The organism is Micromonospora sp. CCTCC AA 2012012, assembly GCF_040499845.1.
In the GTDB taxonomy this organism is placed as follows: domain Bacteria; phylum Actinomycetota; class Actinomycetes; order Mycobacteriales; family Micromonosporaceae; genus Micromonospora; species Micromonospora mangrovi.
Window position 1 is genome coordinate 5,251,025 of sequence record NZ_CP159342.1, and the last position, 22,527, is coordinate 5,273,551.

Genomic DNA, 22,527 nt, shown 5'->3' on the forward strand with positions numbered 1-22,527 from the left:
TTGGAGCCTCGGTTACCCGCCGGTCGCTTCCACACCCCGCCGGACCTGACCGTCCGCGCGGCCTAGCCGGGGCGACTGCTCAGGCCGGAGAGACGCAGGGCGAGCCGCTGCCGGGCCGAGGGCAGCGCGGAGACCGTACGCAGCAGCAGGTCGCGCACGGGACGGGCGGCCGGGGGCAGGGTGGCCAGCCGGGTGAGCCGGCCGGCGAAGCCGGCGACCTCCTCGGCGCGCGGCCGGCGCGCGGCGGCCCAGTCGTCCAGGAGCTGGTCGGGGCCGCCGTCGCGTACGTCGGCCAGGGTGTCGCCGAGGGCCACCGCGTCGCAGATGCCGAGGTTCATCCCCTGCCCGCCGGCGGGGCTGTGCACGTGCGCGGCGTCACCGGCCAGCAGCACCGGACCGGCCCGGAACGTCCCGGCGACCCGGTGGTGGATGCGGAACCGGGAGGCCCAGAGCAGTTCGGTCAGCCGGTCCGGTCGGCGGGCCGGTCCGCGCTCGTCGAGCAGTGCCTGGAACCGGGCGAGGTCCGGTTCGGCGGGGGCGTCGGCCACCGTGGCGACGAGGCGGACCACGCCGTCGGGCAGGGGTGCCCAGACCAGCGGCCCCTGCCGGGCCATGAAGAGGGAGACCTGATCGCGGGGGAGCGCGCTGTCCACCCGGACGTCGGCGAGCAGGAACGACTCACCCGGGTCGGCCGGCCCGCCGAACGGGATGCCGGCCAGCTCCCGGACGGTGCTGTGCATGCCGTCCGCGCCGACCACCCAGCGGGCCCGGACCGTCTCCCCGCCGGCGAAGCCGACCGTGGCGCCGGCCTCGTCGCGGGTCAGGCCGGTCATCTCGTACGGGCGCAGCACCCGGCCGCCGAGCGCGGTCAGTCGCGCGGTGAGCACCGCCTCCGTCTCCGCCTGGGAGACCAGCAGCGCGTACGGGTGGCGGGAGGGCAGCGCGTCGAAGGGGACGCTGAGCAGCACCCGGTCCCGGTCGCGGACGGTGAACCCGGGCGCGCGCAGCCCTCGGGCCACCAGGGGCGCGCCGGCCCCGATCCGGTCCAGCACCTCCAGGGTGTACGCGTGCACGACCGCCGCGCGTGAGGTCTCCGCCGGCCGGTCGCGCCGGTCGACGACGGTCACCTCGACGCCGCGCCGGGCCAGGGTCACGGCCACGGCCAGGCCGGTCGGGCCGGCTCCCACCACGAGGACGTCGGTGCGTTCGGGCAGCATGGCCCACCTCCAACAGGTCAACAACTGTTTGCCAACACCTGTTGACGACGTTAGGCCGAGCCGACTGTCCATGTCAACGCTTGTTGGCCTACAGTCGTGGACATGACCGATGCCGCGCCCCGCGCCCGCCGCTCCGACGCCACCCGCGCCGAGATCCTGCGGGCCGCCCGCGAGCGCTTCGCCGCCGACGGGTACGAGCGGGCCACCATCCGCGCCATCGCCGCCGACGCCCGGATCGACCCGTCGATGGTGATGCGCTACTACGGCAGCAAGGAAGGCCTCTTCGCCGCCGCCGCCGAATTCGACCTGCGGCTGCCGGCGCTGGCCGAGGTGCCCACCGACCAGCTCGGCGAGGTGCTGGTCCGGCACTTCCTCGACCGCTGGGAGGGCGACGAGACGCTCGCCGCGCTGCTCCGTACGGCCAGCACCAACCCGGGCGCCGCCGACCGGATGCGGCACATCTTCGCCGGCCAGCTCGGTACGGCCGTGGCCCGGCTCGACCCCGACCCGGTGACCGCCGCCCGACGGGCCGGCCTGGTGGCCAGCCAGATCCTCGGGCTGGCCTTCACCCGTTGGATCGTCGCCCTGCCGCCGGTGGTGGAGCTGCCCGCCGCCGACCTGGCCGCCTGGGTCGCCCCCACCATCCAGCGCTACCTCACCGCGCCCGCCCCACGGCTGACACAGTGACGGCCGTGGGCACCCGGAGGTGACCACGGCCGTCGGAGGCGCGTGGAGGGGTCAGCCGGCGAGGCCGCCCGGCTGGTCGCCCTTCACGACGGGGGCCCGGACCAGGTTGCCCCACTCGGTCCACGAACCGTCGTAGTTGCGCACCTGCGGGTAACCCAGCAGGTGGTGCAGCACGAACCAGGTGTGACTGGACCGCTCCCCGATCCGGCAGTACGCCACCACGTCGTCCGACGGGCTCAGCCCGAGCTGGTCGGCGTAGATGGCGCGCAGCTCGTCGGCCGACTTGAAGGTGCCGTCGTCGTTCGCGGCGGACTTCCACGGCTTGCTCACCGCGCCCGGGATGTGCCCGCCGCGCAGCGCGCCCTCCTGCGGGTAGTCGGGCATGTGCAGCATCTCGCCGGTGTACTCGCCCGGCGAGCGGACGTCGACCAGCGGACGACCGGCGGCGACGTGCGCCATCACCTGCTCGCGGTACGCCCGGATCGGCGCGTCGTTGCGCTGCGGCACCGGGTAGTCGGCGCGGGGTCGGGCCACCTTCTCCCGGGTCAGCTCCCGCCCCTCGGCGATCCACTTCTGCCGGCCGCCGTCGAGCAGCCGTACGTCGGCGTGGCCGAAGAGCGAGAAGACCCAGAGGGCGTACGCGGCCCACCAGTTGAAGTTGTCGCCGTAGAAGACGACCGTGTCGCCCCGGCCGATGCCCTTCGCGGCACACAGCTCGGCGAAACTCTTCGCGTCCAGGTAGTCGCGGGTGACCTGGTCGTTCAGCTCGGTGTGCCAGTCGACCTTGACGGCACCCGGGATGTGCCCGGTGTCGTAGAGCAGCACGTCCTCGTCGGACTCCACCACGACGAGGCCCTCGTCGCCCAGGTGCTCGGCCAGCCACTCGGTGGTGACCAGCCGCTGCGGGTCGGCGTACGACTGGAGGCGGGGATTCGGATCACTCGGCACAGGCATGATCCCCAAGGTACGCCCGATCCCCGGGCCACCGGCCGGTCAACGCGGATCGGGCGCAGCGGATGTGGCCGGTGGCACGTGCGGACGCCGGCTCGGGCGGCTCTCCCGAGGCCCGGGAACCTCGCTCACTCCCCCCTTTGCTCTGCTGCACCGCACGCAACACAAACGGCCTCCCGGTGTTGCGTCCGCTCCAGCAGAGCAAAGGGAGCCCGACAGCGCATCGTCGGCTCCGACCTCACCGGGGCGGCTGGCCCACGGGGGCTGCCAGACGGCAGCCGAGGGCTGCCGGCAGCCGGGGGGTCGGCAACCCCCCGGGGGGTCGGTAGTCGGGAAGGCGGTCGGCAGCCGGGAGGGTGGTCAGGCGCGGCGGTGGACCAGTCGGCCAGCCACCACGGTGGCCAGGCAGGTGCCGTCGTCTGCGAAGACCGCCAGGTCGGCCCGGCCGGTGACGAGCAACGCCGGCGGCCGGACCCGGTCCAGCACCGCGACGTCGTTGCGGACGGCAGCGACCCGCAGCTCCGGGTCGGTGACGTGGGCGGCGAGCACGGCGGTCGCCCCGAGTCGGAACAGGGCGTGCACCCGCTCGCGCGGGGTGGGGGCCGGCGGCAGCGGCCCGTCGTGGACCAGCGCCGGCCCGAGGGTGCCGGCCCATCGCCGCACCCGCACCCGGGGGTACGCGGCCGTCAGCTCGGCCAGCGGTGCCACCGCCTCAACCCGGTCCCCGGTCACCAGCACCGCGAGCCCCGGCGTCGGCTCGTCGGTGAGGGTCCCCCGCAGCAGCGGGGCGGCGTGGAGCGTCTGCACGCTCAGTCGGCCAGCGGGCCGAGCACCGGGCGCTTCGCGGTGACCGTGTCGCCGGAGGAGCGGCCGGTGAGCCGCCGCTTGATCCAGGGGGCCAGGTGCCGGCCCGCCCAGCGCAGGTCGGCGGCGCGGGCCGCCAGCCAGGGGCTGGGCGCCGGGTGCGGCGGCACCATCAGCCAGTCCTCCTCGCAGCCGACGCCGAGCGCGTTCAGCACCTGCCCGGCGACCCGGCGGTGCCCGGCCGCCGACAGGTGCAGCCGGTCGGTGCTCCAGAGCATCGGGTTGAGGAAGGTGTCGTCGGCGAAGAGGTCGACCAGGATCGCGCCGTGCCGCTCGGCGGTCTCGCCGACCGCCTTGTTCAGCAGCGCGATCCGGGGTGCCACCAGGCGCTGCCCGGGCAGCCGGGCCATCACGTCGGCGAACCGGAAGAGGATCACGTCGGCCCCGCCGGAGCGCAGCCGGGCCACCACGTCGTCGAAGCGGGCCACCAGGGCGTCCGGGTCGAAGGTACGGCGCAGCACGTCGTTGCCACCGGCGGCGAAGCTGATCAGGTCGGGCTTCATGGCCAGGGCGGCCGGCACCTGCTCGGCCACCACGCCGGGGAAGAGGCGACCGCGGATCGCCAGGTTCGCGTACCCGAAGTCGGGGCCGGCCTCGGCGGCGAGCCGGGTGGCGACCAGATCGGCCCAGCCCCGGTAGCTGCCGTCCGGGTACGCGTCGTCCATGCCCTCGGTGAAGCTGTCCCCCACCGCCACGTAACTGCGCCAGCGCACTGCGTCTCCCTCTCCGTCCCGGCAGAGTTGCACCGGCCAGTCTCCCACCGCCCCACCGCCCGACGTCGCCCCCGGCACACGACGTGGCGGAGGTCATCGACGGGACAGCTCTCTTCCACCGGCCAGGGATGGGGTGGGCCACCGCACGGATCCGGACAACGCCCACGAGAAGAGCGGACCACCAACCGGTGGCCCGCCCTTCTTCGTCCTAGGTCAGGGCACGTATGCCAGGAGACGCTGGCCGCGTACGGACGCCGGCTCGGCAACGGTGTCGAGCTGCCGGAAGTTGCCGTCGAGCACGGTGAGGGTGTCATCCCGCTGGACGATCGCCTTGCCGTCGAGGGTGAACAGGATGCTGCGCACCTTGCCGGTGCCGGGTAGGTCGACCACCTTTCCGGTGGCGGTGTCGATGACCGCGAAACTGCTGTCCGCGCGGGACGGGTCGGTGCCCTTCCAGCCGACAGCGACGTACCGGCCGTCGATGGAGACGCTGCGGGCCGCCCAGCCGTCGCGCCCCTCAGCCTCGGCCGCCGGCGGCGTGTAGGTGTACTGGCGCAGCACTCCCTCGTCGGTCACCTGATGCTGGCCCGACTCCGCGTCCAGCGACGCCAACCACTTCCCGTCGGGGGACCAGCACCGGTCGGTTTCCTGGCCCGGGTCGCCGTTGACGGGCTTCCCGGCAGCCATGTCGACCAGCACCGAAACTTTGCCCTTCTGCGCCATCAGGAGGTCACCGCCCTTCCAGACCAGCGCCCGGGACCCGAGGCAGCTGATGCCGGTGGCCACGGTTCGCTGCCGGGTTCCGTCGATACGGGACGTGACAAGCGCGCCGCTCCACCCGGTGGTGCTGCCGTCCTTCACCCATGCCAGCCGCTTGCCGTCCGGTGAGATGGTCATCGAGTTGGCCATGCAAGTGTCGTTGCCCAACGGAAGCATGTTCACCTCGTGCCGTCCGGGCCGCACCAGGTGGATGCGCGCCTCGCTGCCGGTGAACTCGAGGTAGTAGCGGGTGCCGTCGAGCACGGCCGGCGCCGACTCACCGGCACCCGCACTGGGACTCTCCGGGGCCGGACTCGGGGCGCGCGAGGGCTTTGGCGCTGGCGTCACCTTCCCGGAGGGGCTGGGACTCTCGGAGACGGTGGGTCCGGCCGGGGCCGGGGGCGGCGAGCCGTTCGGGCGTACGGCCAGGGCGGTGCCGGTGGCGGCGGCGACCAGCACCAGGGCCGCCGCCGTGGTGGCCACCGTCCGCTGGACGCCGAGCCGACGGGACGTACGCAGCGCCCGGTCCCGCAGGTCGACCGGCGTGACCTCGTCGGCGAGCCCGGCCAGGTCGGACCGGAGGCGGTCGTGGTTCATCGGGCGCTTCCTTCCAGGACGTACAGCTCGGCGAGTTCCGGGGCGACGATGCGGAGTCGGGCCAGCGCCTTCGAGGTCTGACTCTTGACGGTGCCGACGGTGACGCCGAGCAGGTCGGCGGCCTCCGCCTCGGAGCGGTCCTCGAAGAACCGCAGCACCAGCACGGCCCGCTGTTTCGCCGAGAGCTTCGCCAGGGCGGCCCGCAGGGTCAGTCGGAGCGTGGTCTGCTGGGCGTGGTCGGTGGTCGAGTCGCCTCCGCGTGGCTCGGGCAGGTCGCCCGGCATCGACTCGGCCACCCGGCGTCGCCGCCACCAGGAGACCTGAAGGTGGTACATCGTCCTGCGGGTGTACGCCTCGGCGTTGCCGCTGTCGTGCAGCCGGCCCCACGACCGGTGGGTCCGGGCCAGGGCGGACTGGACGAGGTCCTCGGCCAGGTGCTGATCGCCGGTGAGCAGGTAGGCCGAGCGCAGCAGCGCCGGCGAGCGGTGGCGGACGAACGAGTCGAACTCACTCAACAGAGGGTCCACACGAGCCGATCCTTGGGGTGAGGTGGTGCGCCGTCGTGACGCTCTTCCAGACGCCACCCTCACCCACTGTGGTTGCCGTGCCCCGCTGTCGGGTTCACGCCGGACCCTTCCGGTACGGCCCCCACGCCACGAAGCGTTCGAACAGCTCGCGCGGCGTCGGCCCGTCGTACGGGTTAGCCGGAACAGGTCGTGGGTGGCCTCGTGATAGAGCCCGGAGAGATAGGCGGCCAGGTCGACGGGGCTGCCGTCGTACTCGGCCTTGAGCAGCAGGCGCGCCTCGGCACACGGCCACAGCGACCCGCAGGCCCGGCAGACCCAGAGCGGGCGCAGCGGCACGTGCGGCGGCCTGGGCCGCCTGGCACCGAGCGCACGCGCGCGAGCCCCGCCACCGGCCTGACGTCATCGTCGACGAGCTCTCCTCGGACCTGGCCTGGCACCGCTGGGCGGGTTGGACGGCAGATGATCCCCGCTGGCACACCTACCTGCTCGACACCGGGGGGCAGCAGCGGGAGCGGTCGATCCGTACCGTTGTCGTGGTGTCGGAAGTTCAGCACCCCGAGATGCTCCGCGTTGGTTGGCCGGACCGACGCCGGGACCGCACCCACTGGCTGCTGACCCCGCTGGTCACGCTCGTGGCGGCGCCCGTGACGGCCGCTGCCGTCGGAGTGCTCGTCCTGCTCGGCGGTGGGTTCGACCAGTCGCCGACGTTCTGCGAGTCGGCCCTCAGCGACAACCGCTGCGAGGAGAAGACCCTCGCCATGCTGGGTGAGCACGCCGTCCTCTTCGCCGCGGTGTGGTTGTTGCTCTGGCTGGTGCCGTGGTGGCGCGGCCTCCGTACGCCGCGCGTCCTGCTGGCCGTCGCCGCGACGGTGGTGCTCGTCGCCGCGCCGCTGCGGATGATGGACTGATGGCCCCGGCGCTGAGCGCCGGGGCCATCGTCGTGCGGTGGATCAGACTCAGCTGACGGTCACCGTGACGACCTTCGGCGTCTGCTGCACCTGCCCGTAGTTGTCGACCGCCCGGATCGACACGGTGTAGGTGCCCGCCGGGATCACCGGCGAGGTGTACGCGAAGTTCGACCCCGGCGAACCCGGGCTGGTGAGGAACGTGGCGATCCAGGGCGCGCCCGTGCCGAACACGCCGGTCGAGTTCATCCCCTTGCCCGCGGAGTTGACGATCTGGAGCTCCACCCGGAGCATCCCGACGTCGTCCACCCCGCGTCCGCTGACCACGATCCGCCCGTCGGTGTAGACCTGCCCGTCGGTCGGGGTGAGGGCCGGCTCCAACCGGGGGTCGAGGTCACCGGGGTACACCAGGTACTTGGCGGTGGCCCCGGAGGTCGAGCCGTCGAGCTGGCCCGCCGTGTCGACGGCCCACGCCTCGACGCTGTACTCGCCCTTGGTCGGCAGGTCGATCGGCAGGCTGAACGTGGTGCTCGTCGCGCCGGGCGAGGCGAGGGTGGCGTTCACCGTGGCGAAGGAGGCCGCCATGGTGCCGTTCGGCTGCACGTACCGGCCGGTGTCCAGGTCGCGCAGGGCCACCCGGACGGCCTGGACGCCCTTGTCGTCGGTCGCCTTGCCGGCCAGGTCGAGGTGCAACTGCTCGATGTTCTGGTCGGTGCCGGTGAAGTTCAGCGTGCCGTTCGGGAAGGCGTCGTTCGCCACCTGGGCGGTGACCGTGAGCTTGCCGAGGTTGGTGGTCGGCGTGATCAGGCCCAGGCCGTCCGTGGCCCGCACCCGGAAGTCGTACACCCCGGGGGTGAGCGGCGCGGTGGTGAAGGACCAGTTGTACGACGGCGCGCTGAGGTTGGTCGGGGAGACCCGGTGGTAGGCGGCGACCGCGTCGACGCCCCAACTGCCGTCGGCGGCCAGCGACTCCTTGGTGGTGGTGTTGCGGAGGTAGACCTCGACGGACTTCACGGCGTCGTCGTCGGCGGCGGTCCCGGAGAAGGTGATCGGTTGGCCCGGGGCGACGGTGAGCGGCGCGGCGGCGGTCGGCGGGGTCATCGCCACGGGGGCGCTGATCGCCACGGTCGGCGGGACGCCGGTGGACGAGATCGTCCACTCGCGGGTGGCACCGCGCAGGTCCGCCTGGCCGGCGGTGTCGATGGCGGTGGCCATCAGCTTCCAGTCGCCCTCGATGGGCAGGTCCAGGTCGAGCTGCCAGGTGGTCGACACCGCCCCGATCACGTCCGGCTCGCCGCGGAACGTGTTGTAGACCGGGGCGAGCGTCCCGTCGTCCTGGAGGTACCGGTTGTCCGGGGTGCGCAACCAGTACGTCATGGCGCTGACGCCCTTGTCGTCGGTCGCGGTGCCGGTGACGGTGAACGCCTTGGTGCTGAGCAGCCCGGCGGTCGGATTCGTGATCGTCGTCGCGGGCGGCAGGTCGTCGAAGCGGAACGTCTCGATCTTCTTGACGGCCTTGGTCGGGTCGCTCGTCCCGTCGCGGGCGAACGCCTTGGCCTGGACCTGGTATTCGGCGACCGGCAGCGACACCGACAGGGACCAGCCGGTGGCGGTCGCGTTCGGCGCGGCGAGCGTCGCGTTGATGCTGTTCGCGGGCCCCCAGGTGGTCAGGTCGTCCTGGAGGTACTGCTTGGAGCCTCGGTTCTGGATTTCCACCTGGACCCGGCTGACGCCGGCCGGGGCGATCGCCTTGCCGTCCAGCACGAACGCCTCGTTGGCCTGCTTCACCGCGCCCTCGATGGGCGTGACGACGGTGGTGTCCACCGCCGAGGGCGCCGGCTCCCGGGACAGGTCGAAGAAGCCGACCCGGCCGACCGTCTTGCCGCCCTTGATGTTGCCGTCGCCACCGACGAAGAGACCACGGGGGGTGGCCAGCATCGCCTTGTCGCCCTCGTACGAGTTGGAACCCGGGTTCCATTCCAGCGCGGTGCCGGTGACCGGGTCGAGCGCGCCGAGGTGGTCGCGGCGGACCACCTGGTCACCGAGGCCGTAGCCGCTCAGCCCCTGGCCGGTGCCGTACCCGACGTTGTCCAGGCCGGGCCACGGCACGTTGGAGGTCGGCGACTCCTGCCAGCTGAAGTGACCGCCGACGTACACCGCCTTCTCGGTGATCGCGACGGAGTAGATGCTGTCGAAGTGCCGGGAGATCCAGAGCGGCTCCACGTTGTCGTTACCGGTCATCGGGAACGCGATCGCCGTGTCGTTGATCGGCGGCCGGTCGCCACCGGAACCGCTGGTCACGACGAAGTAGGAGTCGTCCGGCGCGATGTCGCCGGCATAGGCCCGCTGGATGCCGCCGACGAAGGAGAGGTTGTCCTCCCACAGCCGGGTCCGCCAGGGCAGCAGCGACTTGGCGGCGGTGTCGATCAGACCCACGCCGTAGCGGTCCTGGCCGGCGATCTGCCGACCGGTGTGCACCACCAGCAGCCGCTTGTCGTCGTGCGTCAGCTTGAGCTGCTGCACGGTGAGCAGGCCACCGATGCCGATGCCGCCGGAGAGCGGCAGGTCGAAGCCGGTGTCCACCGCGCCCGTGGTCGGGTTGACCGCCGCCAGGGCACGGCGGCTCACGCCGTTGACCTTGGTGAACTGGCCGCCGACGTAGACGGCGGTGCTGCTCACCGCGAGGGCCGTCCCCCGGCCGTCGGCGGTGGCGGTGAAGCCCGCGACCGGCGCGCCGGTGACCGGGTCGAGCCGGGCGATCTTGCGCTTGGTGATGCCGCCGACCGTGTTGAACGAGCCGGTGACATAGAGGGACGCGCCGTCGGGGGAGGCCTCGACGGCCTCGACGGATCCGTCGAACGTCGGCCGGAAGCCAGTGTCCACCTTGCCGGTGTCGATGTTGTACGAAGCGAGCGAGCGCTGCGGGATCGCCGTCCCGCCGACGTTGGCGATCGAGGTGAAGGTGCCGGCGATGAAGACCCGGTTGCCGATCACCTCGATGTCCTTGATCTCGCCGTCGTTGATCCTCGGCGTGTCGGTACGCGGCGTGCTCGGCACCAGCCGGGTCTGCCCCGGCACCGGTTCGGCCGCGATGGCGACCGTGCGGGCGACCGTGTCCACCGCGTCGCTGCTGACCGTTCTGACGACGGCGCGGGCGGCGCTGCCCGCGGCCCTGTCGCCGAGCCGGCCCGCCATCGTGCTCGCCGCCGCCGGCACGGCCGTCAACACGACCGCCCCGGCGACCAGGCCGGCTATCGCGCGGCTCCGTACGTGCATCGAGACAACCCCCTGTAAACGCCCGGGGCGCGTCACCGGGTCGGACCCCGGCACCGTCCACCCCCGGGAGTACCGGAGTCACCGTAGGAGGGCTGACCGCTATTGATAAGAGCCGTGACGGGAAATCGACCGCTCGACATCCATTCCGGCCGCACCGGCCACCTGCTCCACCCTCCGATCCAGCTCCCCTCCACCAATCGGCTCGGTGCGGGGCCCACCCTGACGGCAGAAAGGGGGCGGACATGCGGTCGGAATCGGCTCGCCGGCCGCCCCGGTCCTTCGTAGGCTGCGGCAATGCTGCTGCGCATGTCCACTCTGCTGCTCCGGACCCTGCGGGACGACCCGTCGGACGCGGAGGTGCCGAGCCACCGGCTCCTGCTGCGGGCCGGCTACGTCCGCCGCGCCGCACCGGGCGGCTACACCTGGCTGCCGCTGGGCAAGCTGGTGCTGGACCGGGTGAGTGAGATCGTCCGGGCGGAGATGACCGCGATCGGCGACCAGGAGGTGCACTTCCCGGCGCTGCTGCCGGCGGAGCCCTACCGGACGAGCGGCCGGTGGACGGAGTACGGCGACGACATCTTCACCCTGGTCGACCGGAAGGGAGCCGAGCACCTGCTCGCGCCGACCCACGAGGAGTTGGCCGCGCTGCTGGTCAAGGATCTCTTCTCGTCGTACCGGGACTTTCCGGTGACGCTCTTCCAGATCCAGACGAAGTTCCGGGACGAGGCCCGGCCCCGGGCCGGCCTGCTGCGCGGGCGGGAGTTCCTGATGAAGGACGCCTACTCGTTCGACCTGGACGACGCCGGTCTGCGCGCGGCGTACCAGCGGCACCGCGACGCGTACGTCCGGGTGTTCGACCGGCTCGGGCTGGACTTCACCGTGGTGCACGCGACGTCCGGGGCGATGGGCGGCTCGGCGTCGGAGGAGTTCCTCGCCGCCACGCCCGTCGGCGAGGACACCTTCGTCGGCTGCACGTCCTGCGGCTACGCGGCCAACACGGAGGCGGTGGTGACCCGCGCCCCGGCGGCCGGCGACCCCGACGCGCATCCGGCGTCGACGGTGCACGACACCCCGGAGACCCCCACGATCGCCTCCCTGGTCGACCTGGCGAACGCGCGCGGCCTCGGCGGCCGACGGGACTGGACCGCCGCCGACACCCTGAAGAACGTGGTGCTGACCGTCCGCCGCCCCGGCGTCGAGGAGGCCGAACTGCTGGTCGTCGGGGTGCCCGGGGACCGGGAGGTGGACCTCAAGCGGGTCGGGGCGGCCCTGCACCCGGCCACGGTCGAGGTCTTCGACGACTGGGCGGCCCATCCGGACCTGGTCCGCGGCTACCTCGGGCCGCAGCTCCTGGCGAAGCTGGGCATCCGCTGTCTGGTCGATCCCCGGGTGGTGCCCGGGACCGCCTGGCTGACCGGCGCCAACGAGCCCGGCCGGCACGCGGTCGACGTGGTCTGCGGTCGAGACTTCACCCCGGCGGGCACGATCGAGGCCGCCGACGTACGCGCCGGTGACCCCTGCCCGGCCTGCGAGGACGGCGAACTGGTCATCCGGCGGGGCATCGAGATCGGACACATCTTCCAGCTCGGCCGGCGGTTCACCGACGCGTTCGCGGTGGACGTGGCCGGTTCCGAGGGGAAGCCGGTCCGCCCGACGATGGGCTGCTACGGCATCGGGGTGTCCCGGGCGGTGGCGGCGATCGCCGAACAGCACCACGACGACCGGGGACTGGTCTGGCCGGCCGAGGTGGCGCCGTGCGACGTACACCTGGTGGCGGCGGGGAAGGGGCCGCAACTCGACGCGGCGCTCGACCTCGGCGGACGCCTCTCCGCCGCCGGCCTGCGGGTGCTGGTCGACGACCGCACGCACGTCTCCGCCGGGGTGAAGTTCACCGACGCCGAGCTGATCGGCATCCCGCGCGCCGTCGTGGTCGGCCGCCGCACCGCCGAGGGGTACGTCGAGCTGCGGGACCGCGCCACCGGCGAGCGGGAGGAGGTGCCGCTCGACGGTCTCGTCGAGCGGCTGACCGGCGAGCCGGTCGCGGCGCGCCGCAACGGGGTGTAGCGGACGTGCCACGGGGTACCGCAGCGGGATCGACCAAGGTTTGTTCGGAGGCTCTCATGTACCGGGTCAGTGACGTGATGACGAAGCAGGTGGTCTACCTGTCGGCGGAGACCACCCTGGACGAGGCGGCCAGGGTGATGAAGGAGTCGGACATCGGCGACGTGGTGGTCACCGACGGGGCCACCCTCGCCGGCCTGCTCACCGACCGGGACATCGTGGTGCGGGCGGTGGCCGAGCGCGCCGACCCGACGAGCACCACGATCGGCTCGATCATCACCCGTGAGGTGGTCATGATCGAGCAGCACTCCACGGCCGGCGAGGCGGCGGCCCTGATGCGGGAGCGGAACATCCGCCGGGTGCTGGTCTGCGACACCGACCGCAAACTCGTCGGCATCGTCTCCCTGGGCGACCTCGCCATGCAGCTCGACCCGAACTCGGCGCTGGCCGACATCAGCGAAGGCGCCCCCAACAACTGAGCGTGGGGCCTCTCGGCGGAGGGGCCCCCGCCACCGCGGTGGCGGGCCGGGCGGGCGGCGGTAGCCTGGCGGGATGCCCGAGATGCCGACCAAGCTGGCCGAGATCGTCGACGAGTTCGCCACCGCGCCCCGCGACGTGGTGCTGGAGCTGCTGCTCGAGTACTCCGACGTCATCCCGCCGTTGCCGGCCGGGGTGGACCGGGACGAGCTGGAGCAGGTCCCCGAGTGCCAGACGGCCTTCTTCCTGCGCGCCGAGGTCAACCCGGACCGGACGGTGACCACGATCTTCGACTGCCCGCCGGAGGCGCCCACCACCCGGGCCTTCGCCGGCATCCTCGCCGAGGGGCTGGCGGGGGCGAGCGCCGAGCAGGTGCTGGCCGTACCGGACGACCTCTACCAGCGGATGGGGCTGGCCGAGGTGATCAGCCCGCTGCGCGTACGCGGGGGGACGGCGATCCTCGCGCGGATGAAGCGGCAGGTCCGGGAACAAGCCGGCTGAGCTGGGCGTTCACCTCGATCATGGAGATCGAGATCTACGCCGACGTGGTCTGCCCCTGGTGCTGGATCGGCAAGCGCCGACTGGAGCAGGCCCTGGCGTCGTACGACGGCGACGTGACCGTGCGCTACCGCCCGTTCCAGCTCGACCCGACGCCGGTGACCGAGCCGAAGCCGCTGGTGGAGGCGCTCGCCGCCAAATTCGGTGGCCGGGAGCGGGCCGAGGCGATGTTCGCCCAGGTGAGTCAGGTGGGCGCCGGTGTGGGTCTGGAGCTGCACTTCGACCGGGCGGTGCACGCCAACACGTTCGAGGCACACCGGCTGATCCGGTTCGCCACCGAGCGGGACCGGGCCACCGAGATGATCGACGCGCTCTATCGCGCGCACTTCACCGACGGGGTGGACGTCGGCTCGGTCGATGCACTCGTCCGGCTCGCCGGGGAGGTCGGCCTGGACGAGGCCGAGACCCGCGGCTACCTGGAGTCGAACCTCGGCCGCCGCGAGGTGGCCGCCGACCTCGCCGCCGCCCACGAGCTGGGGGTCTCCAGCGTGCCGACCTTCGTGCTGGCCGGGAAGTACGCCGTCACCGGCGCCCAGGAGCCGGAGACCCTGCTCGCCGCCCTGACCGAGGTCCAGCGCCGGGAGTCGGGCGCCGCCTGAACCCCGGCCATCGACGTCCGTGATGTTTCACGTGCAACGGTATCGACGGGCATGACGACCTAGGCCGGCCTGGCCAGCCCCTCCACCACCGTCGCACCGGGCAGTGCGCCCAGCGCCGGGCCCGGCAGCGCGATCTTGCTGTGCCGCACGCCGGACCCGATGATCACGTGCGGGGTGGCGATCACCCGCGAGTCCACCAGGATCGGCCACTGCTCCGGCAGGCCGATCGGGGTGATGCCGCCGTACTCCATGCCGGTCAGCTCCACCGCGTCGGCCATCGGGGCGAAACTCGCCTTGCGCACGTTCAGCAGCCGGCGGACCGTGCCGTTCACGTCCGCCCGGGTGGTGGCCAGCACCATGCAGGCGGCGTACCGGATCTCGCCCTCCCGCTTGCCGGCGACCACCACGCAGTTGGCCGACTCCGCCAGCTCCACCTCGTACGCCGCGCAGAAGGCGGCAGTGTCGGCCAGCTCGGCGTCGATCGGCGCGACCAGCACCGAGTCGACGTCCACCGGCGCCTCGGCCGGCCACCGCTCGACCGCTGCGGCCACCGGCGGCGCCAGCAGGTCGAGTCGGGTCCGGGCGGGCTCGGTCTTCAGCGTCCCCATCACGGGTGGATCCTCGCACCCGCCACCCGGATCCGCTCGTCGGCGGGCCGACCGGTGGGGTCAGTTGCCGCCGGTGAGGAAGGCGTTCTGCCGGGCGAAGTTCTGCTCCTGCGCCGACATGACCTGCTCGGCCCGGATCGTGCGGGCCCGGGACGCCTCGACGTCCTCCATGCCGTGCCGGACGCCCAGCCGGATCACGCCGTAGAGGAAGACGAAACCGCAGACGTAGAGGATGACCGTGGTGACGATGACCAGCATGCGGTCACCGTAGGCCGGAGCCGAACGGATGGGCGTTTCACTTTCCGCCGGTTCCCCCGTACGTGTCGGCCAGGTGATCCGCCCAGGTGCGGGTGCCGGTCGGGGTGACGGTGGTGGTCAGCGCACCCGCGCGCAGGGCGCGACCGAGCCGGCCCGGGATCCGTACCGGCAGGAGGGGGCGACGCGACCGGCGGGCGGTCCGCCAGGCCCGTACCGCCTCGTCGAAGCGGAGCACCTGCGGCCCGCCGAAGTCCTCGACCGCGTACGACGGGCCGGCACCGAGCATCCCGACCAGCCGCCCGGCCACCTCCCCCGGGTCGACCGGCTGGGCCAGCAACGCCCGGTCCCCGATCACCGGCCCCCACCGGCTCACCGTGCGCAGCAGCTCGTCCAGGAACTCGGGGAACTGGGTGGCCCGCAGGACGCTCCACGGCACCGGACCGGAGCGGACGACCTCCTCGGCGGCGAGCTTGTGCCGGTAGTAGCCCAGCGGCACCCGGTCCACCCCGACGATCGACACGTACACCAGGTGGCCGACGCCCGCCTCACCGGCGGCCACCGCCAGCCGCCGGGTGCCGACCACGTCCACCGCCCGGGTACGCCGACCGGCGTTCGGCGCGGAGGCCAGGTGGAGCACGGCGTCCACCCCGTCGACCGCCTCGGCCAGCCCCCGGCCGGTCGCCAGGTCCAGCGTCACCCACTCCGGATCCGCGCGGCGCTGCCGGCTCGCCGCCCGCACCACGAACCCGTCGTCGCGCAACCGTGGCAGCACCACCCGACCCAGCCGCCCGCTCGCCCCGGTCACCAGCACCCTCATCGACGCTCCCTTCGCACGCTCCACCGCAATCCGACGAGACAGCAGCCGCCTTCGTGACCGGGGCCGCCTTCGTGACCGGGCCCGGCCGGTCAGCCGACCCGTGCGGGCACCACCACCCGGCCGGCGAGCAGCACACCCAGCACCCCGCAACCGGCCGCCACCGCCAGGGTCGCCGCATAGCTGCCCGGTCCCGGGGCGGCCCCGGCGGCCAGCACCGCACCCGTCAGCGCCAGCACGGTGGCGGCGAACAACGAGTCACCCAGTTGCAGCGACGAGGAGTTCCGCCCCTGCTCCTCGGGGGCGGACAGCGCCAGGGTCAGCACCGACAGCGACGGATAGAGCAGACCCATGCCCAGCCCCGCCGTCGCCCAGCCGAGCACCGCCAACGGCACCGGCACGGACGGCAGGACGGCCAGCGCCACCGTCGCCGTACCGGCGGCGATGCACGCCAGCCCGACCCGGGGCAGCGTCGCCGCCGATCGCGGCGGGGTGAGCCGACCCTGCACCCAGGAACCCACCGACCAGGAGACCGCACCGACGGTCAGCACCAGACCCGCGGCGGTCGGCGAGAACCCGCGCTCCCGGGAGAGCATCAGCGGAATCACCACCTCCGCACCGGCGAACGCCGCGGAGGCCAGCCCTCGCAGCCCCACCACCGTCGGCAGCCCCCGCCGGGCACGGAGGAAACCGACCGGCAGCAGGCGCGGGGCACAGGCCAGCAGCCCGGCCAGCGCCACCGCCACCGCGACGACGGCGGTGGCGCCGCGCTGCTGCCCCCCGTAGTGCAGCAGTGCGGCGCTCGCCCCCGCGCCGACGGCCCAGCCGATCCGGGCCCGCGCACCGCCCGGCGGTCGGGCCGGCACGGCCGTACCCAGTGCCCGCAGGCCCGGCTGGACCAGCAGCACCGCCGGCACCGCCACCACCGGCACCGCCAGGAAGACCCAACGCCAGCCCAGGTGCTCGACGATCAGCCCGGCCAGCGCCGGGCCGACCAGCGACGGCACCACCCACGCCGCCGCGAACGCGGCAAAGATCCGCCGCCGCAACGCCTCCGGGTACGCCTGCCCGACCACCACGTACAACGCCACCGAGAGCAGTCCGGAGCCGAAGCCCTGCACCACCCGGCCGACGACCAGCAGCCCCATCGTCGGGGCGCTGCCGGCGACGAGGAGCCCCAGCACGAACCAGGCCACCCCGTGCCACATCGGCGCCCGGGGTCCCCGGGCGTCGCACCAGATGCCGGAGACCACCATCGCCACCACGCCCGAGGCGAACGGGCCGCCGAAGGCGAGCGCGTAGAGGGACAGCCCGTCCAGGTGGCGGGCGACGGTCGGCATGGCGGTGCCCACCGCGAGCGCCTCGAACGCCAGCAGCGAGACGAGGGCGACGCTGCCCACCGTCATCGCGCGCAGGCGCGGGGCGTAGAGGTGGTCGGGCGGGGCCGCGGCAGCGGCGGTGACGGTCACCGCTGACCGTCGGGGGGCGACATCGGCATGCGCTCAGCCTCGGACCTCAACCCGGATTGAGGTCAACCGTGACGCCCGTCTCGTCACGCCGACTCCAGCGCCTCGCCCACGCCCTTCGCCAGTCCCGACATGTGCTGGTCGGCCAGCAGGTGCCCGGCGGTGATGACCAGCGCCAACGGCCACTCGATGACCTGGAGGGCGGCCAGCACCCCGAGCCCCGCGTAGTAGGTCACCTTGTCCGGCGGTGGCACCGCCACCTCGCCGAGCAGCGGGATCTCCACCCGCCGGCCGTACGTCCGGACCGCGTCGTGCGAATCGTTGAGGTGTCGCGTCAGCGTGCTCATCCCGGCCTCCCCGGTGTGTCACGACCATCGACGTCCGGATGGCATTCCACCGGGGACGCCGTCCATGCTCCGGCGCACAGGGAAACTTCCGCCGCTCAGGGGGCATAACGGACCCCCCGCCGGGAAGCCAGGCCGCCGGGACGAGGCGTGGGAGGCGAGATGGCGTACGGCGGGCACGACGGTGGCACCGGGGAGCGTGGCCGACGGTTCGGCCGTACCCCTCGATGACGCTGTTGGGCCGGGCCGGCCGGCTGCTGCCGCCGCTCGGCGTGCCGGAGGTGGTGACGCACGCCGCCCGTACCGTCGCCGCCGCCGTGCCGGACGCGGCCCGGAGTGTCGCCTCGGCGCTGCCGGACGCGGCCCGGCACGCCGTGCCGACGATGCCGGACGCCGCGCGGAGCAACGGCGCGGCCGTCGGGGAGAGCGCCCGGTCGGCCGTGCCGGCACCCGTCACCGACGCCGCCCGCAGCGCCGGGGCCGCCGCCGCCCGGCTGGCGCGGGCCGCCGGGCTGACCCGACGGCGGGTCTGGTCCCGCGACGGGCGGCACCACATCGAGGTGCACGGCGTCTGTCAGGACGGCGGTGACCGGCTGGCCCGCCAGGTCGAGCAGGCCCTCGAACGGATCCCCGGCGTGAGCTGGGCCCGGGTGAACGCGCCCTCCGGCCGGGTGGTGGTGGCCGTCGACGACCCGAAGCCCCGGCTGCGCGACCTGATCGACACCGTCGCCCGCACCGAGCGGGTCTGCCCGCACGAGCCCGACCCGGACATCCCACCCCCGCACCCGCCCGAGGAGGGGCCGCGTACGCCCCGCACCCTCGGCGGCCTGGTCTCCGACGCACTCGGCCTGACCATCTCCGCGGCCACCCGGATCCTGCCCTTCACCCCGGTGCCCGGTGAGGTCGCCGGCCTGCTCGGCGCGATCGACCTGCACCCGAAGCTGCACCACCTCGCCGGCCGGGGACTGCGCGCCGACCCGCGCGCCGAGGTGATCTTCCCGCTCGCCGAGGCGGTGGTGCAGGGCCTCACCGGCGGTTGGGCCGGCATCGTGCTGGACAGCGCGCAGCGCATGGTGCAGTGGGGCGAGGCGCGGGCCCAGCTCACCGCCTGGTCGAAGGCCGAACCGCGGCTGACCGGCGACCCCGACCGGGCGGTCGCCCGGGTGCCCGACGGTGAACGCCCCCGCCCGAAACCCGACGGCCCGATCGAGCGGTACATCCAGCGGGTGCTGCCCCTCGGCGCGGCGGCCGGTGCGGCGGCGCTGCCGGTGGTCGGCCCGAAACGGGCCGCCGCCCTCGCGCTCTCCACCCTGCCGAAGGCGCCCGGCAGCGGCCGGGAAGGCTACGCCGCCCAGCTCGGCCGGATCCTCGCCCGGCGGGGCGTCATCGCCATGGACCGCAGCGTGCTGCGGGAACTCGACCGGATCGACACGGTGGTGCTGGACGCGGCGGTCCTCGGCTCCGACCGGGGCGTGCTCGCCGACCTGGCCCCGCTGCCGGGCGCCGACACCGGCCAGGTGGCCGCGCGGGCCTTCGCGCTCTTCGATCCCGCCGCCCCGGACCGGTTGCACCACGTCGACGGCTGGCGGCTCGGCCCGCTCGACCGGATCGACGCCGACGACCCGGGCGACACCCCGGAGAGCCGCCGGCTCCGCGACACCGGCGGCACGCTGCTGGGGCTGGCCGACGGCGACCGGCTCGCCGCGCTGCTCCGGGTGGAGCCGGAACCCGCCCCCGGCGTCGACGCCCTGCCGACCGCCGCCCGTCTGGCCGGCCTGCGGCTCGTCGTGGCCGGCGACGACGAGCGTCGGTACGGCTTCGCCGACGCCCTCGTGCCCGGCGGCGACCGGCTCGCCGACTCCGTGCGCGCCCTGCAACGCGACGGGGCCGTGGTGATGGTGGTCTCCGGCGACCGGGCGGCCCTCGCCGCCGCCGACTGCGGACTCGGCGTGGCCGGCGACGAGGACCTGCCGCCGTGGGGTGCCCACCTGCTGGTCGGCACCGACCTGCGGGTTCCCGCCCTGCTGATCGAGGCGACCGGGGTGGCCCGGCGGACAGCCGGCCAGAACATCCGGATCGCGATGGCCGGCAGTGGACTCGCCGCGCTCGGGGCGTTCACCGCGGACCCCCGGCAGCTCCCCGGGCGGGCCCTGACCACGGTCAACGGCGCCGCCGCGCTCGCCTTCGCACACGGCGTGTTCCGGGCCCGCCGGCTGCCGGACCGGACCGCCGCGCCCGTACCGGCGCTCACCGCCTGGCACCTGATGCCGATGGAGACGGTGCTCGGCCAGCTCGACACCGGACCGCAGGGGCTCAGCGGCGCCGAGGCGGCCCGCCGCCGACGGGTCGTGACCGGCGACGGGACCGGCCCGGCCGGGCTGCTCCGGGCGTTCGTCGACGAGCTGGCCAACCCGCTGACGCCGGTGCTCGCCGCCGGGGCGGTGCTCTCGGCCACCTTCGGCTCGCTCGTCGACGCCGCCCTGGTCGGCGGCGTGGTGGGCGGCTCCGCGCTGGTCGGCGCGGTGCACCAGCGCAACACCGAGCGCTCCCTGGCCGAGCTGCTGTCCCGCTCGGCGGTAACCGCGCGGGTGCTCCGCGACGGCGTGGAGCAGGTGGTCGCGGCTGAGGAACTGGTGCCGGGGGACGTGATCACGGTCGGGCCCGGTGACGCGATCCCGGCCGACTGCCGGGTGCTCGACGCGGACGGGCTGGAGACCGACGAGTCGTCCCTGACCGGTGAGTCGCTGCCGGTCGCCAAGACGGACGAGCCGGTGGTGGCCGCCGCCGTCGCCGACCGCCGTTCCATGCTCTACGAGGGCACCACCGTCGCCGCCGGACACGGCACCGCCGTGGTGGTGGCCACCGGCGCGGAGACCGAGTCGGGGCGGAGCCTCGCGCTGGCCCGCCAGGCACCCCCGGCCAGCGGGGTGGAGGCCCGGCTCGGCAAGCTGACCAGCTCCGCCGTGCCACTGGCGGCCGGGTCGGCGATCGCGGTGGCCGGGGCGGGGCTGCTGCGGGGCGTACCCCTGGCGGAGACGGCCGCGACCGCCGCGAACCTGGCCGTCGCGTCCGTGCCGGAAGGGCTGCCGTTCCTGGTCAGCGCCGCCCAGCTGGCGGCCGCCCGGCGGCTGGCCGAACACGGCGCCCTGGTCCGCAACCCGCGCACCATCGAGGCGCTGGGCCGGGTGGACGTGCTCTGCTTCGACAAGACCGGCACCCTCACCGAGGGAAAGCTGCTGCTGGCCGGGGTGGGCGACGGCGACGGCAACCGGTACGCCCCGCCGGACCGGCTCGGCCAGGAGCTGAAGCTGACCCTCGCCACCGCGCTGCGGGCCACCCCCGCCGCCGCCGACCCGGACGAGTTGCCCCAGCACACCGACCGGGCGGTACGACGCGGCGCGACGACCGCCGAGGTGACCGAGCAGACCGGCGCGACCGGCTGGACGGCGCTGGGCGGGCTGCCCTTCGAACCGTCCCGGGGCTACCACGCCACCGTGGGACGCGACGCGAACGGGCTGCTGCTCAGCGTGAAAGGGGCGCCCGAGACGGTGCTGCCGCGCTGCGCGGCCCGGCGTACCGGGGCGGGCGACGAGCCGCTGGACGAGGCCGGTCGGGCGGCGCTGCACACGATGCTCGCCGAGCGGGCCGGTGCCGGGCACCGCATCCTCGCCGTCGCCGAATGCCGGACCGGCGCCGAGGAGGTGACCGACGAGGACGTACGCGGCCTGGTCTTCGTCGGCTTCCTGGCGCTCGCGGACGGGGTGCGGGAGAGCGCCGCCCCGGCGGTCCGGCGGATCCGGCAGGCCGGCGTGCACACCATCATGATCACCGGGGACCACCCGGCCACCGCCGAGGCGATCGCCGCCACCATCAGTCCCGACCACGGCGCGCAGCGGGTGGTCACCGCGACGGACCTCGACCGGCTCGACGACGACGCCCTCGCCGATCGGCTCGCCCACACCGACGTGGTGGCCCGCTGCACCCCGGCCCACAAGGTACGCATCATCCAGGCGCTCCAGAAGTGCGGCCGGACGGTGGCGATGACCGGGGACGGCGCCAACGACGCCCCGGCGATCCGGCTGGCCGACGTGGGCATCGCCCTCGGCCAGCGGGGCACCCCGGCCGCGCGGGCCGCCGCCGACCTGGTGGTCACCGACGACCGGCTGGAGACCATCATCGCCACCCTGGTCGAGGGGCGGGCCATGTGGTCCTCGGTACGGCACGCGCTGAGCATCCTCGTCGGCGGCAACCTCGGCGAGATCGCGTTCAGCGTGCTCTCCGCCGCCGCCACCGGGCGGTCCGCCCTGACCGGCCGGCAGCTCCTCCTGGTCAACCTGCTCACCGACCTGGCACCGGCCCTGGCCATCGCGGTCCGCCCGCCCGCCGCCGACGGGGCCGACCATCTGCTGCGGGAGGGCCCGGACACCTCGCTCGGCGAGACGATGACCCGGGAGATCGCGTTGCGGGCCGCGGCCACCACGCTGGGCGCGACCGCCGGCTGGACGCTCGCCCGGTACACCGGTCGACGGCGGCGGGCCGGCACCGTCGCGCTGGCCTCACTGGTCGGCACCCAGCTCGGGCAGACCGTGCTGGCCGGCGGGACCAGCCCCACCGTGCTCGCCTCGACCGCCGCCTCCGTCGGTGTGCTGGTCGCGGTGGTGCAGACCCCCGGGGTGAGCCAGTTCTTCGGCTGCACGCCGCTGGGTCCGGTGGGTTGGGGCATCGCCGCCGGTTCGGCGATCGGCGCCACCGTCGCCAACGGCGCCCTCACCCGCCTCGTCGACCGCACCCTGTCCGCTGCCGACAAGCGGGAGCATGGGCGCGACGAACGAGGGTAGGGGTCAAC

The 22,527-nt window shown here is 74.1% G+C and carries 19 protein-coding genes and 1 pseudogene; 7 read left to right on the plus strand and 13 right to left on the minus strand.

Going from position 1 to position 22,527, the window contains the following annotated elements; translation table 11 throughout:
- Positions 1–62 precede the first annotated feature (62 nt).
- Positions 63–1,217: an FAD-dependent oxidoreductase gene (locus tag ABUL08_RS23525; protein WP_350932136.1), complete on the minus strand. Its 1,155-nt coding sequence runs from the start codon at positions 1,215–1,217 to the stop codon at positions 63–65.
- Between the two features lie 102 nt (positions 1,218–1,319).
- Here ABUL08_RS23525 and ABUL08_RS23530 point away from each other — a divergent pair, with 102 nt between their 5' ends.
- On the plus strand, positions 1,320–1,904 hold the full coding sequence (locus ABUL08_RS23530) for a TetR/AcrR family transcriptional regulator (protein ID WP_350932137.1): 585 nt from the start codon (positions 1,320–1,322) through the stop codon (positions 1,902–1,904).
- 51 nt (positions 1,905–1,955) lie between these two features.
- Here ABUL08_RS23530 and ABUL08_RS23535 read toward each other — a convergent pair whose 3' ends face one another.
- The 6 genes and pseudogenes from ABUL08_RS23535 to ABUL08_RS23560 all read right to left on the minus strand — a co-directional run.
- Positions 1,956–2,858, minus strand: coding sequence for a sulfurtransferase (locus tag ABUL08_RS23535; RefSeq protein WP_350932138.1), 903 nt, complete (start codon positions 2,856–2,858; stop codon positions 1,956–1,958).
- 357 nt (positions 2,859–3,215) lie between these two features.
- Complete coding sequence (locus tag ABUL08_RS23540; protein ID WP_350932139.1) at positions 3,216–3,662, minus strand: imidazolonepropionase-like domain-containing protein; 447 nt, start codon at positions 3,660–3,662, stop codon at positions 3,216–3,218.
- 2 nt (positions 3,663–3,664) lie between these two features.
- A complete protein-coding gene (locus ABUL08_RS23545) occupies positions 3,665–4,432 on the minus strand; it encodes an SGNH/GDSL hydrolase family protein (RefSeq protein ID WP_350932140.1) in 768 nt (255 codons plus the stop codon).
- A 213-nt stretch (positions 4,433–4,645) separates the two neighbouring features.
- A complete protein-coding gene (locus ABUL08_RS23550; RefSeq protein WP_350932141.1) occupies positions 4,646–5,788 on the minus strand; it encodes a TolB-like translocation protein in 1,143 nt (380 codons plus the stop codon).
- Entirely contained in the window at positions 5,785–6,315 is a 531-nt protein-coding gene (locus ABUL08_RS23555) for a SigE family RNA polymerase sigma factor (RefSeq protein WP_350932142.1), read from the minus strand. The genes ABUL08_RS23550 and ABUL08_RS23555 overlap by 4 nt, the downstream gene beginning before the upstream one ends.
- 94 nt (positions 6,316–6,409) lie before the next feature.
- Positions 6,410–6,663: pseudogene (locus ABUL08_RS23560) on the minus strand (hypothetical protein); the annotation flags it as partial.
- A 188-nt stretch (positions 6,664–6,851) separates the two neighbouring features.
- Between ABUL08_RS23560 and ABUL08_RS23565 the strand changes: the two are divergent.
- On the plus strand, positions 6,852–7,223 hold the full coding sequence (locus ABUL08_RS23565) for a hypothetical protein (RefSeq protein ID WP_350932143.1): 372 nt from the start codon (positions 6,852–6,854) through the stop codon (positions 7,221–7,223).
- A 48-nt stretch (positions 7,224–7,271) separates the two neighbouring features.
- On the opposite strand, the gene ABUL08_RS23570 is transcribed toward ABUL08_RS23565, so the two are convergent.
- The gene (locus tag ABUL08_RS23570) at positions 7,272–10,496 is read right to left on the minus strand and encodes a phage tail protein (protein ID WP_350932144.1); all 3,225 of its coding nucleotides are present in this window, start codon (positions 10,494–10,496) and stop codon (positions 7,272–7,274) included.
- Between the two features lie 294 nt (positions 10,497–10,790).
- Between ABUL08_RS23570 and ABUL08_RS23575 the strand changes: the two genes are divergently transcribed.
- From ABUL08_RS23575 to ABUL08_RS23590, 4 genes are all read left to right on the plus strand, one after another.
- Positions 10,791–12,560, plus strand: a complete 1,770-nt coding sequence (locus ABUL08_RS23575) for a proline--tRNA ligase (RefSeq protein ID WP_350932145.1) — start codon at positions 10,791–10,793, stop codon at positions 12,558–12,560.
- A 56-nt stretch (positions 12,561–12,616) separates the two neighbouring features.
- Positions 12,617–13,036, plus strand: a complete 420-nt coding sequence (locus ABUL08_RS23580) for a CBS domain-containing protein (RefSeq protein WP_350932146.1) — start codon at positions 12,617–12,619, stop codon at positions 13,034–13,036.
- A 73-nt stretch (positions 13,037–13,109) separates the two neighbouring features.
- A complete protein-coding gene (locus tag ABUL08_RS23585; protein WP_350932147.1) occupies positions 13,110–13,535 on the plus strand; it encodes a SufE family protein in 426 nt (141 codons plus the stop codon).
- Positions 13,536–13,555: 20 nt separating this feature from the next.
- Positions 13,556–14,191 (plus strand): DsbA family oxidoreductase, encoded by a 636-nt coding sequence (locus tag ABUL08_RS23590; RefSeq protein WP_350932148.1) that lies wholly within the window; start codon positions 13,556–13,558, stop codon positions 14,189–14,191.
- A 59-nt stretch (positions 14,192–14,250) separates the two neighbouring features.
- Here the strand turns inward: ABUL08_RS23590 and ABUL08_RS23595 are convergent, their stop codons facing one another.
- The 5 genes from ABUL08_RS23595 to ABUL08_RS23615 all read right to left on the minus strand — a co-directional run bounded on the left by ABUL08_RS23595 (position 14,251) and on the right by ABUL08_RS23615 (position 17,684).
- Positions 14,251–14,799: a YbaK/EbsC family protein gene (locus tag ABUL08_RS23595; protein ID WP_350938802.1), complete on the minus strand. Its 549-nt coding sequence runs from the start codon at positions 14,797–14,799 to the stop codon at positions 14,251–14,253.
- Between the two features lie 60 nt (positions 14,800–14,859).
- Complete coding sequence (locus ABUL08_RS23600) at positions 14,860–15,057, minus strand: hypothetical protein (protein ID WP_350932149.1); 198 nt, start codon at positions 15,055–15,057, stop codon at positions 14,860–14,862.
- Positions 15,058–15,094: 37 nt separating this feature from the next.
- Positions 15,095–15,874, minus strand: coding sequence for an SDR family oxidoreductase (locus ABUL08_RS23605; protein ID WP_350932150.1), 780 nt, complete (start codon positions 15,872–15,874; stop codon positions 15,095–15,097).
- 89 nt (positions 15,875–15,963) lie between these two features.
- Positions 15,964–17,340 (minus strand): MFS transporter, encoded by a 1,377-nt coding sequence (locus ABUL08_RS23610; protein WP_350932151.1) that lies wholly within the window; start codon positions 17,338–17,340, stop codon positions 15,964–15,966.
- 83 nt (positions 17,341–17,423) lie between these two features.
- Positions 17,424–17,684, minus strand: coding sequence for a hypothetical protein (locus tag ABUL08_RS23615; RefSeq protein ID WP_350932153.1), 261 nt, complete (start codon positions 17,682–17,684; stop codon positions 17,424–17,426).
- Positions 17,685–18,064: 380 nt separating this feature from the next.
- Here ABUL08_RS23615 and ABUL08_RS23620 point away from each other — a divergent pair, with 380 nt between their 5' ends.
- On the plus strand, positions 18,065–22,519 hold the full coding sequence (locus ABUL08_RS23620; protein ID WP_350938804.1) for a cation-translocating P-type ATPase: 4,455 nt from the start codon (positions 18,065–18,067) through the stop codon (positions 22,517–22,519).
- Positions 22,520–22,527 lie beyond the last annotated feature (8 nt).